The sequence below is a fragment of the Pseudomonadota bacterium genome, assembly GCA_018823135.1.
Taxonomy (GTDB): domain Bacteria; phylum Desulfobacterota; class Desulfobulbia; order Desulfobulbales; family CALZHT01; genus JAHJJF01.
Window position 1 is genome coordinate 1 of sequence record JAHJJF010000007.1, and the last position, 16401, is coordinate 16401.

15 protein-coding genes are annotated in these 16401 nt (G+C 47.8%); 10 read left to right on the forward strand and 5 right to left on the reverse strand.

Annotation, left to right across the window (positions count from 1 at the left end; translation table 11 throughout):
* From KKE17_00300 to KKE17_00315, 4 genes are all read left to right on the forward strand, one after another.
* The coding region (locus KKE17_00300; protein ID MBU1708422.1) for an FprA family A-type flavoprotein at positions 1–337 on the forward strand (337 nt) is incomplete at its 5' end.
* Between the two features lie 20 nt (positions 338–357).
* Positions 358–540 (forward strand): hypothetical protein, encoded by a 183-nt coding sequence (locus KKE17_00305; GenBank protein ID MBU1708423.1) that lies wholly within the window; start codon positions 358–360, stop codon positions 538–540.
* A gap of 28 nt (positions 541–568) precedes the next feature.
* A complete protein-coding gene (locus KKE17_00310) occupies positions 569–1252 on the forward strand; it encodes a HEAT repeat domain-containing protein (GenBank protein ID MBU1708424.1) in 684 nt (227 codons plus the stop codon).
* A gap of 115 nt (positions 1253–1367) precedes the next feature.
* A complete protein-coding gene (locus KKE17_00315) occupies positions 1368–2783 on the forward strand; it encodes an MFS transporter (protein MBU1708425.1) in 1416 nt (471 codons plus the stop codon).
* Between the two features lie 29 nt (positions 2784–2812).
* On the opposite strand, the gene KKE17_00320 is transcribed toward KKE17_00315, so the two are convergent.
* The 3 genes from KKE17_00320 to KKE17_00330 all read right to left on the reverse strand — a co-directional run bounded on the left by KKE17_00320 (position 2813) and on the right by KKE17_00330 (position 6217).
* Positions 2813–3904 (reverse strand): flagellar hook-length control protein FliK, encoded by a 1092-nt coding sequence (locus tag KKE17_00320; GenBank protein MBU1708426.1) that lies wholly within the window; start codon positions 3902–3904, stop codon positions 2813–2815.
* A gap of 88 nt (positions 3905–3992) precedes the next feature.
* A complete protein-coding gene (locus KKE17_00325; protein ID MBU1708427.1) occupies positions 3993–5921 on the reverse strand; it encodes a response regulator in 1929 nt (642 codons plus the stop codon).
* A 74-nt stretch (positions 5922–5995) separates the two neighbouring features.
* Positions 5996–6217 (reverse strand): heavy-metal-associated domain-containing protein, encoded by a 222-nt coding sequence (locus KKE17_00330; protein MBU1708428.1) that lies wholly within the window; start codon positions 6215–6217, stop codon positions 5996–5998.
* Positions 6218–6600: 383 nt separating this feature from the next.
* Here KKE17_00330 and KKE17_00335 point away from each other — a divergent pair, with 383 nt between their 5' ends.
* From KKE17_00335 to KKE17_00360, 6 genes are all read left to right on the forward strand, one after another.
* Entirely contained in the window at positions 6601–8289 is a 1689-nt protein-coding gene (locus KKE17_00335) for a glycosyltransferase family 39 protein (GenBank protein ID MBU1708429.1), read from the forward strand.
* Positions 8290–8647: 358 nt separating this feature from the next.
* Positions 8648–10078 carry a YeeE/YedE family protein gene (locus KKE17_00340; protein ID MBU1708430.1) on the forward strand — a complete coding sequence of 477 codons (1431 nt, stop codon included), beginning with the start codon at positions 8648–8650 and terminating at the stop codon, positions 10076–10078.
* Between the two features lie 52 nt (positions 10079–10130).
* Positions 10131–10382 carry a sulfurtransferase TusA family protein gene (locus KKE17_00345; protein MBU1708431.1) on the forward strand — a complete coding sequence of 84 codons (252 nt, stop codon included), beginning with the start codon at positions 10131–10133 and terminating at the stop codon, positions 10380–10382.
* Positions 10383–10426: 44 nt separating this feature from the next.
* Positions 10427–10789: a hypothetical protein gene (locus tag KKE17_00350; GenBank protein ID MBU1708432.1), complete on the forward strand. Its 363-nt coding sequence runs from the start codon at positions 10427–10429 to the stop codon at positions 10787–10789.
* Positions 10790–11107: 318 nt separating this feature from the next.
* Positions 11108–12493: an FAD-dependent oxidoreductase gene (locus tag KKE17_00355; protein ID MBU1708433.1), complete on the forward strand. Its 1386-nt coding sequence runs from the start codon at positions 11108–11110 to the stop codon at positions 12491–12493.
* Positions 12490–13923 (forward strand): B12-binding domain-containing radical SAM protein, encoded by a 1434-nt coding sequence (locus KKE17_00360; protein MBU1708434.1) that lies wholly within the window; start codon positions 12490–12492, stop codon positions 13921–13923. Before KKE17_00355 ends, KKE17_00360 begins: the two co-directional genes overlap by 4 nt.
* A 254-nt stretch (positions 13924–14177) precedes the next feature.
* Here KKE17_00360 and KKE17_00365 read toward each other — a convergent pair whose 3' ends face one another.
* Together KKE17_00365 and KKE17_00370 are read right to left on the reverse strand one after the other, a co-directional pair.
* Positions 14178–15257, reverse strand: a complete 1080-nt coding sequence (locus KKE17_00365; protein MBU1708435.1) for a radical SAM protein — start codon at positions 15255–15257, stop codon at positions 14178–14180.
* Positions 15257–16246: a glycosyltransferase gene (locus KKE17_00370; GenBank protein MBU1708436.1), complete on the reverse strand. Its 990-nt coding sequence runs from the start codon at positions 16244–16246 to the stop codon at positions 15257–15259. The genes KKE17_00365 and KKE17_00370 overlap by 1 nt, the downstream gene beginning before the upstream one ends.
* Positions 16247–16401: the final 155 nt, after the last annotated feature.

Below are 16401 nucleotides of genomic sequence, written 5' to 3' on the forward strand. Positions count from 1 at the left end.
CAAGGTCAACCACCGCAGTGATATCATGACCGAGGTCTTGGGTGCCAAGGCGGTGATCTTTGGCTCGCCCACCCTGAATAACGGCATCCTGCCATCCCTGGCCGATATCATGACCTACATGAAAGGACTTAAACCCTCCGGCAAGATCGGCGCCGCCTTCGGTTCCTTCGGCTGGAGCGGCGAGGCGGTGAAATTGCTGAACAATGCCATGGAAGAGATGAAGTTTGAGATTATCGATCCCGGCGTCAAGGTGAAAAATGTCCCCACCCATGAAGACCTGAAAGGCTGTGTTGCGTTGGGGGAAAGAATTGCCAAGGCGATAAAAGAATCTGTTTAATATTTACCAGGAGCATATCCATGAAAATAGCCATTGAGAAAAAACTTGTCAGTTTCACCCCTGAATCAGACAGTGAAATGAAAGAGATGAACGCCCTGTGGAACCTTATTGTCGATTGCGTAAAATTCAACAAAAAGCTGGTTCCGGTGGGTGAATTCATGCCACCCAAAACCACCATCGCGCAATTTGCCATCGAAGAATGATCTTCCTTGCTCCGGTTTTCAGTGAGTCATGAGCGAAAGATCCCTGAAACGCAAGCTCTTCTCCATGCTGAAAACCCATGCTCTGGCCGATATCCTTGCCGAGCTCGGCTCCCATCCTCCGCGGGACGGAATCCACACCCTTTTCTCAGGAATCTGTTCCGCTGCTGAAAAGGTTCGATGGCATGCGATTTCTGCTATGGGGGTCAATGTTGCCCGCTTAGCAGACCAGGATATGGAGGCGGCCAGGGTTGTGATGCGCCGGCTGATCTGGAGCATGAACGACGAATCCGGCGGCATCGGCTGGGGCGCTCCGGAAGCAATGGCCGAGATCATCAGCAATCACAACGCCCTTGCCGAGGAATATATCCATATGCCGATCTCCTATATGCGCGAGGACGGCAATTTCCAGGAACATCCAATCCAGCAGCGCGGAGTTGCCTGGGCGGTTGGCAGACTTGCCCAGACAAGACTCGACATGGTCCTCACAAAAAATCCCGTGCAGTATCTGCTGCCCTATCTTGAATCTGCAGATCCCACGGTGCGCGGTTTTGCCGCCTGGGCTGCCGGCAACCTCAAGGCGCAACCTGCAAATAAATTCTTAGGCAAACTCCTTGCGGACGATACCATCATCCGCCTCTATGAGAATGGCGAGATACGCCAGATTCCCGTGCAGGAGCTTGCACAGAATGCCCTGGATCAAATTAATTCCTGAGCGGTCACTTTCTTTCTCTGATTAAATCCTGATGCATCCTTTTGCAGAAAAGTTCGCCATGCTGTAGATTGAAAAAAAGTACCCGATTAATCTATGTCTTCTCTGGTCACCCATCTTGAACAATCCGGAAACCAAGCCGCACAATAAATGGAAGATCTTCACCGTTGTCGCAGTGGGGGTCTTCATGTCAACCCTGGACAGCAGCATGGTCAATGTCGCCCTGCCGTCCATCATGCGGGATTTCGCAAGTCCTCTGAACAGGACCGAATGGGTGGTGATGATCTACCTGCTGACCATCACCGCCACCCTGCTGCTCTGGGGAAATCTCTCCGATATCTTCGGCAGAAAAAAAATATACTCAACCGGAATGATCATTTTTGCTTTTGCTTCCCTTGCCTGTTCCTATTCCACGAATCTTTCAATGCTGATCATCTCCCGTTTCCTGCAGGCCCTGGGCGCCTCGATGATGATGTCAACGGGCCCGGCGATAATCCGCGAAACCTTTCCGCCGCACCAACTGGGCAGAAGCCTTGGTTTCATCGGAATTGCCGTATCATTGGGCCTGATGACCGGCCCGCCGCTTTCCGGTTTTCTCATTGACCTGTTTTCCTGGCGTTCCATTTTCTTTTGCACAGTTCCCGTAGGCCTGTTTTTTTTCATCTTTGCCAGGATTGTCCTGCCGCCGCATTCCGAAGTTCAAAAAACCACGGCGCCTTTCGACTGGCCCGGGGCACTTGCATGGGCAATACTGCTCACCTCCCTCTCCCTTGCCCTTTCCCATGCAGCCTCCCCGGAGCGAAACGTTCTTTTTTTGGGCATTCCTCTGGCGGTTGCATTTATTGCCCTGATCCTTTTCGGAGTGATTGAATCAAGGGCGGCCGCGCCGATTTTGCCTCTTTTATTTTTCACCAAACGCTATTTCACCGTGGGCATAACCAGCGCCGCGCTCTCCTTTCTGGTGCTTTTTGCGGCGATCATGCTCACCCCTTTTTACCTGGCCAATATCCTTGGGTTAAAGGGTTCAGGCATCGGTCTGGTGATGATGGCGGTCCCGCTTGCAGTAATGATTGTGGCTCCCCTTGCGGGCTGGCTATACGATCATTTCGGTGAGAAATATCTCACCACCTGCGGCCTTCTGCTTTCAACGCTTGGAGTCTTTTTATTGTCAGGGCTGACAAGTCATTCTTCGCAGCTGGAGGTAGTGATGAAACTGGCCTTGCTGGGCTTTGGCCAGGCAATGTTTCTTTCGCCGAACAGCGCCTCGGTTCTCGGCCGCGTTCACAAAAAACATAACGGCATTTCAGCGGCCCTTCTGGCAACCGCCCGGAACCTTGGAATGCTTCTGGGAATCGCTTTATCAAGTCTGGTGTTTTCTTATTATTTCAGCAGGCACACATCCGGGCTCGACATGAAAGACTTTTCCGGCGCCCAGATCGAGGCCTTCATGCTGTCTTTGAAAAAATCATTTCAGGCCGCCGCGTCCTTAGGCATGCTCGGGGCGTGCATTTCCTGGTTCCGGGAAAAAAGATAACCTCGATCAATCATACCGAAGGATCAGGACTATGCTCTGATATCAAGAACAGCATACGATTCAAGGCCAATTTTTTCCTGAATACTTTCTTTGATCAGTTGGACCAGGTTTTCCCTGCTGGTGCTGCAGTGAATATCTACCGGACTGAATCCGTAGCTCTCTAACATCTCCCTGAGTTCCGGGAGCCCCTTGACAATGAAATCCCTGATTCCTTGATCAGCCACATACAGTTCGCCGCTTAATTGTTTATCCTGCAGGTGGACTTTCATTGAGACCTGGCCGATCCGGCTCATATTCATAAAAAACTGCAGCGAATATCCGCTGTTGCTTTCCTGGCCGGTCGACTGGTTATAATCCTCTGCGCTGAACAGCCATTCGCCCCAGCCGCCTCCCGATGCAAACCAGAAGGGATAGAGCATCACCGGCTGTTTGCCCTGGCTTGGCTCCTGAGCATTAAAGACATGGAGCTGCTCGAACATACCGGCAAGTTTTTTCAATCCCGCAGCATTATTATTTCCCGGCTCGTTTAAACCGCTTCCGGAGAGGGCTGCGGCCAGCTCCTCAATCAACTGCCCGATATGCATTTGGCGGCCGCCGGATTTCCCTTGATACAGGCTACCTTTATTCAGCCAGGAAATTACCCGGATCAATTGATCCTGATCTGCCTTGTCGCCAATGGCGCCTTCACTGAATTGTTGAAAAAATGACTGGAATTTATTGAGGATGGAGTCAGGAAAATGAGTATTTGCTCCCTGCTGGGATAAATCCCCGATGGCTTTGCCGATGGAAGAGCCATCCGCCATCACCAGCCGCAGAAACTCCAGGGCCGCACCCTTTTTTCCTGCAAGGGAAAACCATGGAGTCGTGCCGGTCTGTTGAACTTCAAGCCAGACATCGCCACCAACCGGCAATGGTACCCTGCTGCTGGCTGCAATGATCTTACCGTTAATATCAAGGAAGGTTTTGCCATCGGCGGTTGAGGATAGAACCGTGCCCTTGAGTACCTGCCCCGGCACAAGTTTCATTTCACCCAGGGCATTGACCGCGGGCTTATTTGCCGTTACCGGCGCCTGCCGATCTGACACTGCACCCTTGATGGGGAAAAGATCGCCTATTTTCATCGGAATACTTTAGTTTGAGAAATAATAAACCCCAATTGAGCGATTTTCACTTTTCCAAAACATAAAACGCGCAATTGAGGCAGAGAAGTTATGAGACGGGAAGTATAACCTTGGCTTCCGTACCCCCGCCCTCCCGGGTGGACAACAAAAATTTCCCGCCATGACCCTTTATTACCCTGTCAACCATGGTCAGACCCATTCCCGTGCCGTAGGTCTTGGTGGTAAAAAATGGATCCTTGGCTCTTTCAATATTGTCCTTGTTGATTCCAAGCCCCGAATCAATGATTGTGATGACAATATTAGCGTCCTGTGGATGGGCAGAGATTGACATTTGTCCGCCGTCAGGCATAGCCTCAACGGCATTGCGCACCAGATGCAGGACAACCTGCTGCATGCCATGCCGGTCCGCATTGATCATCAGTTCCGTTCCAGGAAAATCAAATTTACACTCGATGCCTTGTTTGACCATATTATTATGAACGAGCAGTACGGTCTTTTCTATCAACGAATTAAGCGGCACACGTTCTTTTTTGTATTCCGTGGTTGAAACGAAATCAAAGAGGTCTTCCAGGGTGGACTCAAGCCTGTCGGTCTCTTTTATCACGACATTAAGATACTTCTGCCACTCCACGTCCGTGGTCTTTTTTGACAGAATCCGCGAAACGCCGCCGATGGAGGTTATGGGATTTCTGATGGCGTGCACCAGCTGCGCCGCCATATGACCGAGGGCGGCGTAGCGTTCGGCCTCAACAAGGAGGTCCTTGTTGATATCCAGTTCGTGGTTCAATGCCTCAAGCTCGGAGATTTTCTTTTGCATCTCCATGTAGAGATGGCTGTGTTCAATTGCCAGACTTGCCTGGCTGGCAAAAAGCTCAAGGGAATTTATCAGGCCATCGGCCAGGGGCTCGCGGGTAACGAAATTATCGGCGATTATTACCCCGAACGCCTTGCTGGGTGAAAAAAGCGGCACCACGACAAATGAATCTTCTCCCAGGAGTGCGATAAGCTCATGGGGGACGGGCAAAAAGATATCCTCTGTTGCCTTCCTGCGCCGATCGCCATTAATCGTGAAGGCCTCTTCCCCATCCAGACCGTATACTTTTCTTCTTTCATACGGCACAGGAAGGCAGCCGTTTTCACTGCTTACCTTGATACTTCGCCGTTCCTGAGCTGACTTGATAAGTATGTTTTCGCTGTTTGATATATGCACTCTGATGGATTTGACCAGCCGGTTTACTTCCCGGTCTTCCATGTCACAGTCTTTCCTGAGATTTTTTATAATCTGCATGAAACTCAGTTCCCGCTGCTCAATTTCCGACCAGACCTTTCCGGCCTCGCTGCGGCAATTTGGACCGATTGCCATGCGCCCAGCCAGAACCTTGCCTTCTTCATCAAACAAGGCAAGAAACGCCCGGTTGAAACGCAAACCTTCGTTTGCCGTTATACCGACCAGAATGGCCTGCAGAATCCCGTCAAGCTCTATGGTGCTGAGATAGGCGGTATTCATCTTCAGGGAGAGCTGATGCAGCAGATGGATGCGGAAATGGGCCTTTTCAAGGTCTTGCTGATATTTGCGGTTCTCAAAAATCAACCGTCTTTTTTCCAGGGTTTTTTTGACGACAAAGAAAATTTCATGGAGTTGCGAAGGTTTAGACAGATAATCATCTGCACCTTTACGAATGCATTCCATGGCGATATGAAGATCACTGACGCCGGAGAGCATGATTACCGCAACATCGGGATACTCCTCAACTATTTTGGGAAGAAGCGAGACACCATCAATATCCGGCAGGCCGATATCGAGAAGAATGAGCGCAACTTTTTTATAGTGCAGGATCTGCAAAAGATTGGCTGCGCTTGCGGTTGCGTCTACCGGCAGACCCTGCTCTTCAAGGTACAGGCGCAAAGGCTCCCTGATGCCGGGATCATCATCAACGATAACAATAATTTCATCCTTTTGGAGAAGCTGATCATTGGACAGAGAGATATGTTTTCTGAAACCTGATATCGATTCCATTTATGCTTTTTTTAACCTCTTCTCAGAAATGCGCCGCTGTGTATGAAAAAAAACAATTATCAATTCCAGCATACCTAGATAATTTTGGTATTAAAACCAAATTTTCGCACCTTGATGAAAAGTTCTTTCTCGCTGATCTCATCGGGTTCATATTCCATGGTGATTGTGCCCTCGGCATAATCCACTGATACATCCAGTATCCCTTCAGTATCCTTTAAAACAGTCTCCATATCCTGGGCGCAACCGGTGCAGACTATCCCTTCAACCAGTAATCGCAGTGTTTTTGAGTCTTCCATAGGCTTCCTTATTATTGTCTTATTTCCGCTGGTTATAGAAATGTCAATTCGAGAAACAGATTTAATTTTCTTACATATTGAAGGGGAAAATAAAATTTGTCCCCTCAGATCGGAAAACTTTCACTTGCGGATGGGTGTCCACCAAAACACCGCTCCCCATGATTATTGCTTTGCCCTCTTAAAAATGATACAGCAAGACCTGCACTTTTCATTAAATAAAAATATTCGCCTTATTAAATTGTCAAAGGAAATGTAACATCATGTTCTTCATCAGGGATGAAGAATCCCCATGAGATGAATTTACAGGGCCTCTCTTTGCGATTCACAACATTCCGGTTATATTTTGATAATTCTTCCCGACACCTTTAAGCACTGGATATCTAATGCCTCAATCCGAACTTGAAAGCCGCGACTATAATCTGATTATCGGCTTCCTGGCACTTCTCACTCCTCTCATTCTGTATCTCAACCGTTTTGCGGATGACAACCGACTGACAAGCTGGAAATGGGTGTACCAAGATGTGAACCTTCCTGTATTCTTTATAAGCTTTGTTATGGCAATAGCACTTGCTTACGCTTTCTCCCGGCGTTCCATTCTTAAAATTTCAACACCCCGGAAACCGTTTGTGCTTTTCGCCCTTTCTTTTCTTCTGGCCTCTCTTTTCTGGCAGGAACCGGAAGTCATCATTGATACCGTTCGTTACTTTTCCCAGGCAAAACATCTCAGCCAATACGGAATTAAATCTTTTTTTTCCCAATGGGGATATTCCATCTTCACATGGACAGATCTGCCGTTGGTCTCATTTTTATACGGGCTGATTTTTACAGTTTTTGGTGAATCTCGGATCGCGATTCAGGTCCTCACAACATTTTTCTATTCCGCAACCGTGGTTGTAACGTACCTGTTGGGCAAAACCTTGTGGGATGAAGAAGTCGGCTGGTACGCAGGTCTCCTGCTTCTTGGCTTCCCTTATTTGTATACCCAGACGCCATTGATGCTCGCAGACATACCCACTATGTTCTTCGTGCTGTTGAGCATCTACACCTTCCTTCTCGCCGTAACCAAGGGAGGATCGTGGCGCATCATTCTTGCCGCCGCCGCCTTCTTCTGTGCTTTTTATGCGAAATATTCCGCCTGGGTTTTGCTCACGTCTTTGGCAATCATCAGCCTGACACACCTTAAACCGGCAGCCATTCCCACCCTGAAACGATCTTTTGCCGTAGCCCTTCTGGCTTTATTGCTGATCAGCATTCTCGGACTGTATCACTTTGAAATAATGCAGAACCAGATCGATTTTCTCATTCAATACCAGAAACCAGGTCTCAAACGCTGGAGCGAAAGCCTTGCTTCAACTTTTTTATTCCAGATTCATCCCTTTATTTCGGCCGGAGCCGTTTATTCTGTCTTTACTGCGGCAAGAAAAAAAGATTTACGTTACGCCGTGATCTGCTACCTGGTAATTTTGTTGCTTTTTATCATGCAGTTAAAAAGGATACGATACACCCTGCCACTCTTTCCAATGGTGGCATTGATGGCCTCTTACGGGTTGAAATATATCAATCTGAAGGACTGCAAGAATTTTCTGGTTCTCTGTATCATTAATTCTTCACTGGTTATCGCGCTTGCCGGCTTCCTTCCCTTTCTCAAATCCATGAGCGTTTCCAATATACAGGAAACCGCTGCTTTTATTGACACGTTAGAAGCTGAAACCGTGGGCGTCTATACACTCACTGCTGAGAGACCCCTGATCAATCCAGCCGTCTACATCCCGTTGCTTGATTATCATGCAAACAAGGAAATATACTCTCTCGGGGGTACAGACCCAGGAGTAACCCTGCAACAGGTTGAAAAATCATCCTTGCGCTTTACCTGGGAGTACTCCTTGCCATCCCCATATATGGATCATGCCGTCGCCCGCCGTTACGACGCCCTGGTCATCCTCTCCGATTCAACCGACCCGGAGATCCCGGAAGGAATAATTCCCTCTCTGTCAAGCTACACCTACAGCCGGTCTTTCACAAAAGACAGCGGGATATTCCGCAGCAAAACAATAAGCCATATATATTATTGATATTGTGTTTTTTCCGCCGGTGGTGGTTTCTAAAAAAAAATTTGTTGCCCAAAAAAACATTACGATAAATTCATAATACCACAAAGTAGTATCCGGCCTGCAAGAGTACTGTCAGTCTGTTTGAATGCTTTTCTCAGCACTGTCAACGCGCCCGGAGATAAAGAATTTAATTAATTACTAACACATTCAAGTGGTTAGAAATTTCCTTGACATTTAACAGACGACAAATTATAGAACCTAAATTACTAAAATGAATAAACGTTCATTTTGGGGTTTCTTAACATTATTTTTTGTAAGGTCAAGCTTGGGGAGCCTGTAAATAATTTAAGATTAAACATATTGAGGGAGGAGGGGCTGCATGGAAGAGAATAAGAATACAACTGCGGCATTTATTGTTACTGGCGCACTTCTGCTGATAACGGCTTTGTATGCCATGGCAGACAACAACTACATGTATTTGAACGTCTACATCTGGTTCGGGGTTGCATACGGACTGATGCTCCAGTACGGCAGGTTCTGCTTTGCTTCAGCCTCCCGTGATCTTTTTGCCGCCGGTGTTCCAAGGATGGCGGTGGGTATTCTGGTGGCATTGATGTTCTTCAGTGTTATTCAGGCGGTACTCATGGCTACCAACATGAGTACATTTCATCCGGCACCCATGGGAATTCAGACTATAATCGCCGGATTAATCTTCGGTGTAGGCATGGTTCTCGCCGGTGGTTGCGCTTCCGGCTCCCTCTACAAAATCGGTGAAGGAAACGGCACCTCTATTTTGTCCATCATGGGTATTTCCTTTGGTCAGGCGTTTTTTGTGACCGTCGGGAATAAATCATGGGTTCCCCAGGCATGGATTGAATCTTCAACGTCCAAAGCATGGGTACCGAAAGATAAAGTTGTATCATGGTTTGATTATTATCTGACCGGTTTTATTTTTGATCAGCCGACAACTCAGTTGTCCAAAACTGCTACATTCAAGGACATGGGCGTTGCAAAATATTTCATCGCGGACTCATTGATCAATTCAATTATCCCGGCATTGCTGCTCATTGTGATAATCTACGTTTTCTACAGCAAGAAACCTTTCATAAGTAAAAGGCAACGTCACAACAAAAAAAATCCGGACAATCAATTGGCTCTTTCCGGTATAGGCGTTCAGTTTGAGGGCATCTGGTCGATGATCACCGCATCAACCCGAACCACAATCATGGGTGTGATCATCGGCTGCACCGCTGGTCTTCATATCTTTGTAATGAAAGGCATGCAGATGAAATACCATGTCACCAACTTCGGTCAGTTGCTTACCCAAATGGGTCATGGATCAGACGTAGGTGCCTTCGGTAATGTATTTGATCCGGGATACTGGTATATCACCACCCAGGAAGCACAATTTGCCGGCTGGATTCTCGACAAACTTGGATATAACGTTCGGGACTCGGTTTTCTTCGGCGTGGTAAACGGTCTGCCCGAACTCTGGAGGAATCCTGCATTGTGGATGTCAATCGGCATCATCTTCGGTGCCATGATTCTTGCACTTCTGAACAATGAATTTAAATTTAAACCACCAAAGGGCGAGCTCATCGTCTGGGGCCTTGTCGGCGGCACATTAATGGGAATCGGTTCACGTCCCGGTCTTGGCTGCAACATCGGCGCATTCTTCATCCGGGCTGCCGGTGGAGATCCGGGTGGTTGGGTCTTTGGACTTGGAATGGTTGTCGGCGGCTTCTTTGGCGTTAAATTCTTCAACTGGTGGACTGAACGGAAAATGGCCTCAGAGATGGTTGATTTCTAATGCAAATAATACAATAGTCAAAAAATTATAATTAATAAGAGGAGAATAAATTATGGCAATGAAATTTGATAAAATCAGTGACGGCGTCTATGAACTGGATGTATGTGGCTTTGTCTGCCCCCATCCTCAGCTGTATTGCAAAAAATCTCTTCAGAAAATAGAATCAGGCGACACCTTGAAGTTGATTTTCGACAACGCCTCCTCCGGTGAGACAATCAGACAGATGCTCGATCAGCAAGGCGATGAAATCACAGCGGAAACAACTGAAGGCGGCAAGCTTGTCTGGATGATCGAAAAAGGTTGATAACAGTATATCCTGAAAATAAAAATTTTGAGGGGAACTAACTGATGAGAGCACCTCTTGTTATAATTTTACTCGTAATTGCCGGAATGATAGGCTTTTTGACAATATACAGTCAATCCGGACACACACCAAAACCACAGGCGGCTGCACATGGTGATAGCGGCGGTGGTGGCGGTTATGGCGCAGAAGACGCTGGTGGCTACGGCGCTCCGGCAGGCGGTGGCTACGGCGAACCCGCAGGCGGCGGCTATGGCGCACCTGCAGCTGGTGGTTACGGCGCTCCGGCTCCGTCACATGGTGGCGGCTATGGCGCACCTGCAGCTGGTGGTTACGGCGCTCCGGCTCCGTCACGCGGTGGTGGCGGCTATGGCGCTCCCGCAGCTGGTGGCTACGGCTCACAACATTAAACAGTTACAGCCTTTTGGGGGCTGCCGTTTCATTACTGTCTGATGATTCCAGCTAAAACAACAGTAATGAAAAAATGAAACAACAAAAACCTGAGAAGCCACGATCACATCGGCTTCTCAGGTTTTTTTATTATTGCTCACTGTCAATGAAAAACCCTCTGGGCAATTCTCATTTCTTAATAAATATAGTGCGAACTGCCATTTAAATTTAGTATGACAGTTGTGTAACAGGAACCACAATTGGAACTCAAAACTGTAACGGCATCCTATGCAGACCATTAGACTTTTGCGTTCAAGCATAAACCCGGTAATTTACTGATGAGTCAATGCACGAACAAAACAAGCCAAAACCATACCGTAATCCTTGGCGGCGGCCTCTCCGGACTTGCGACAGGATTCATGTTGTCTGCCGCCGGCAAAAAGGTTTCGGTTCTTGAAAGCGGTAACAATGTCGGCGGTCTTTCTCAGACAGTATCCCATAACGGTTTCCTCTTTGACCTTGGTGGACATCGATTTCTCACGAAAAAAAAGGAGCTTGAGCAATTTGTCCTCGCCCTTCTTAAAGATGATGTCCTTGATGTTCCCCGGAAAAGCAAAATTTACATGCGCCGCAAGTATTTTGATTATCCCCTGAAACCGCTAAACGCCACCTTCGGCCTGGGTCTCGGCATCACCTGCGAAATTCTCTGGGATTATTTTGCTCAACGGGTCAATAATTTCTTTCATGATAAAGAGCTGGTTTCTCTTGAAGACTGGGTGGTTCATCGCTTTGGCCGTAAAATGTTCGACCTGTATTTCAAGGAATATACTGAAAAGGTCTGGGGACTCGAATGCGACCAGATAAGCATGGAGTGGGTAGCCCAGCGCATTGACGGGCTTTCTCTCGGCAAAGCCATCAAAAATGCCTTTTTTAAGTTCAGCGGCAGGGATATTCCGACACTCACCGATAGATTTTACTATCCCCTTTTGGGAATCGGCGAGATCTCCGATCGCATGAAAGAATCTATCGAAATAATCAACTCGGTGGAAACCAAAACCCGGGTTACTAAAATTCGTCATGCCGATAACACCATTCAAAGCGTTGTCGCGGTCAACAGTCATACATACGAGCAGCATGGTTCGGAATTTGTATCAAGTATTCCTCTTACTTCTCTGGTCAAAATGCTGGACCCGGGGCCGCCCCAGGAAATTATTGATGCCTGTAATCAACTCAAATTTCGTGATCTGGTTATTGTTACCCTGATGCTGAACCGCGAAAGGATCACTGATCTCACCTGGATGTACCTTCCAGAAAAAGACATCCCGCTTGGCAGAATCCATGAGCCCAAGAACTGGAGTCCCCACATGTCGCCAAAAGGTAAAACCTCGATCGTTGCCGAATATTTCTGTTTTGCCGGAGACAAAATATGGGGTGCAACCGATGAAGAACTCCGTGACATTACAGCAGAAAATCTCATTCAACTTAACTTTATACGTAAAGAAGATGTTCTTGATTTCTGCGTAATCCGCGCTAAAAATGCATATCCCATCTTTGAGATCGGCTACCAGGCTCACTATGAAAAAATTCTCGACTATCTCAGCACATTCAGCAACCTGCACCTGGTTGGTCGCGGCGGTAAATTTAAATATTACAATATGGATCACGCCCTTGAATCAGGCATAGAAACCGCCAGAAACATTCTCAAAAACGCTCCGATCCAATGAAGTGTGCCCTTGTCATCCCCTCCTGGATTCCTGAAGAAATTTTTTCTCAGAAAACCGCAGGTTCCCAGATCAATTACTGGCAGCCCCTGGGGACTCTTTATGTTGCCGCAGCTGTAAAACAGGCCGGCCATGAAGTTGAGTTCCTAAACGGCGCCTTCATGACCAATGACGAAATCTTTTCCGCACTGGACCAATCCAGGCCTGATTTCGTCGGCCTGTATTCAACCACCTTCGGCTGGAACAAAGCCTGTGATGCGGCGCAATCCATCAGAAAACTATTGCCTGCGACCTTTATTGCGGTGGGCGGCCCCTACCCCATTGCGCTTAAAGAAAACTGCCTGGAACAATGTGCTGCCATCGATGCTGTTGTGACTGGTGAAGGCGAAATCACCGTGGTTGAGCTGCTTGACTCGCTGCAAAATCGTCAAGGGCTTTCAGGCATTCTCGGACTTGCTTACCGGGAAAATGACAAAATAAAAACCAACCCTCCCCGGCCACTGATCGATAATTTAGACTCCCTGCCCATACCGGCACGTGAGCTGCTCGGTGATGGAATGCAATACATCCCGCCGCCGGCAACCTATAAAAGAAAACCCGTCGCGGTTATTATGACCGCCCGCGGCTGTTACAACAAGTGCATTTACTGTTTTCAGATTGATAAATCCCGAAAAAGCGGGGTTCGCTTCCGGAGCGTAGAAAATGTCATGCAAGAAGTTGAACTGTGTCTCGCGCAAGGATACCGGGAAATTAAATTCATTGACGATACACTGGCGGCCGACTATGACCGGGCCATGGCAATAGCCGACGAAATAGTAAAACGCAAACTCGATTTCACCTGGTTTGCTTCCGCCTGCGTCAATCAAGTGGATGAGCCCCTGTTACGGGCCTTCAAAAAGGCCGGCTGCTGGGCAATACTCCTTGGCGCTGAAAGCGGCGTCCAGAAAAACCTCAATACCATTAAAAAAGGCACGACCCCGGCAATGATCACCAAGGCGGTGCGGGCCGCCAAAAAAGCGGGGATCACCGTGTATACGCCTTTTCTATTCGGCATTCCCGGACAGACCTTTGAGGAAGGGCTGCAATCCATCGAATTTGCCTGTAAACTCGATCCTGACATTGCCAATTTCCATGCAATCACTCCATTTCCAGGCACCGAACTATACGACAATATTGATAAATACGGCACCATGTCGGAGGAGCTTTCTGATTACACTTATCAGGGCGCTGCTTTTGTGCCATTCACCATGACCCGGGATCAAATCTCCGAGCTTCGCCAGATTGCCTTCAAACGGTTCTATTCCAGGCCTGGCTACCTCATTAAACGATTCTTGAAACTTCGCAGCATGAACGATATCAGGGCGGCTCTGATCGGCGTTAAAAGCCTTTTCTGGCTGACCGTGCAGAGAAACGTCTTCAGAAAGCACCGCTGAAAGACAGTTTGGCAGAAATTTCAGGCGTCACAGAAAACGCTCGGGGCCGAGGTCATTTTCCTGGTCTGGAAAGTCAACGACAGACCCCATATCGCCAGCTTTATTCGATGACAATTTGTATTTAAAGTTTTTTCCTCTTCTGCCTTCTGCCTCTGTCCCTTGAAAACAACATCCCTCAAAACTCAAAACTGACCCTCTGAAGACCGTGGTTTCATCTTTGCATTGAGACTGATAAACTCTTTTTTTACTTCATTTCAAAGCTGCAGATATTCCTTGATCAACTGTGGGGCTTTCATGGGATTAAAGAGAATATTGGTCATGATGTAGCACTCATGGGTGCAGAAACAGCGGTTCTTGGCAATGGACCTGATGGTATCCCTTGCCCGGTCGGTTTTCAGCATATTGAGCAGATCATATCCATGATCCCGGACGTTCCCCAGGGGCATATTGAAAGACTCGCAGGGATAAAGCTCGCCTGTTTCCGAAAGCACGAGGTTTATCTTCCCGGCAAAACAAGGCAGCAGTTGCCTGTTTTGCCGGGCGGTTTGATAAATCATCCGCCGCTGAAGAATATCCTGGGCCGCCTTGAGCCGGGCGCCGGAAAATCCATAAACAGGGGCTTTCCGGCCTTTAAGATCGGCTTCCATCCGGTTGATCGTTCGATGATATTTCTCAAGATCGACCTGCTTGAGTTTGTCGTCGGACACATCACCGCGAATCAATGACACCGTATGGGTCCTGATCTTCCCAAGACCGCTTACAAAATCTATGGTCTGATCAACGTAATCCTGATTTTCCGAACAGAAGACCGTATTGATTCCCAGATCGAAGTTGGAATATTTATCCAATAGAGGGCCCAGGGCTTCATAGGTGGCAAGCACCTTCCGGTAGGCTCCAGGAACGCCCCTTATGGCATCATGCACTTCTTCGGGGCCATCCAGGGACAATTTAACGACGATACTGCTCTGCGGGCAGGCCTTGAGTATTGCTTCGATTCTCTCGTGAATAATTCCCGTAAGCAACGCATTGGTTGGAAAGAGGATGATTGCCGGCTGATTATTCTTATAGAAGACCCTGGTGATCTCCACCAGATCATTACGAAGAAATATCTCTCCCCCCGAAAAAGCCAACCAGAGAAGCTTGCCCATGGAGAAAGAAACCTTCTCTATCTCGGCAAGAGTCAACTCCTCTGATCGAGGAGAGGCGTCCTCCTCCCTGGAAAGATAAAAGCAAAAGGGGCACCGGGCATTGCACCGTCTGGTCAGGAAAAATGTGAGCTGAATAGGCTTGCACTTCCAAAACAGGGAGCCAAGGTGTCTGAATGGGGAATACATCAAGTTGTATCCCCGCTAAAATATTTCATAAAGCCTGCGCTGACCCCAAGCCCCACCGCAAATGCGTAGAGGGATGAATAGTAGACTATTGCCAGCAGGCATGAGCTGAACCCCATATTCCTGAAAAAAGCCGCAAAAAGATTCCGGCTCACATACATGTTCACAATAACAACTAAAACCAGAACAAAGAGGTAGGCCGCATCCTGTAAAGCAAAGCTCAGCAGGAGCAGGATAATCCCCAGGGCACAGGAAAATACATTGGCCTTCAATTCAACCGAAGCGGTGCCGGAATCATGAAAAAGGTCTTTATTCTTCAGGGAATAAGCCGTCCAGTATAAGGACTTCCTGATCGCGTTGCGGAGAGATTTGCCCAGGGAAAAATTAAATACATGACGCACAAGGATATCCGGCTGCATCAGTAATCTATATCCCCCGCGCCGCATCCTGTGACTGTATTCCACGTCTTCTAGAATCGGCATGAATTCCTCTGGAAATCCCCCGGATTTCATAAATTCTCCTGCATCCATGATCAGGGCGTGGGTGGCGACATAATCCGGGTTATGCAAATGCTTTACTTCGGAATAATGGATGAAAACCGACTGAAAAGTGCTAAAAAATCCATTGTCAAAGGGAAGCTCTGTGTAGGTTCCGCCGATTATTGTGCCCGGGCCGTTTTCTTCCAGGCTTTTGGCGGCAAGTGACAATGCATTTTTCTCAAGAAGACAATCAGCATCAATAAAAAAAAGAATATCGCCGGAGCTTTCCCTTGCCCCGGTGTTTCTTGCCGTAGAAGCCCCGGACCTTTGCTTGAGCTCAAAGAGTTTACAGGGATAGTTGCGGATCACCGACACGGAATCATCATCCGAGCAATCGTCAACCACAACGATCTCGAAGTTTTGATAATCCGAAGCGAAAGCGGCTTCAATACAATTACCGATGGTTTGAGCGCCGTTATAATTTGGGATAATAATTGATATTAATTTCTGCATGGATAACGGCTGAGTATAAAGTGTTTATACGTGACTACTCCCACGGGTTGTTCAGGCAATAGGCTGGAGGCTCTTTGTCATTGAGCATCAAACATAGCCGCTCGCCCTTGACTTACCATTTTCATAGAAAATATTGCGGCACGCCCGTACTTATA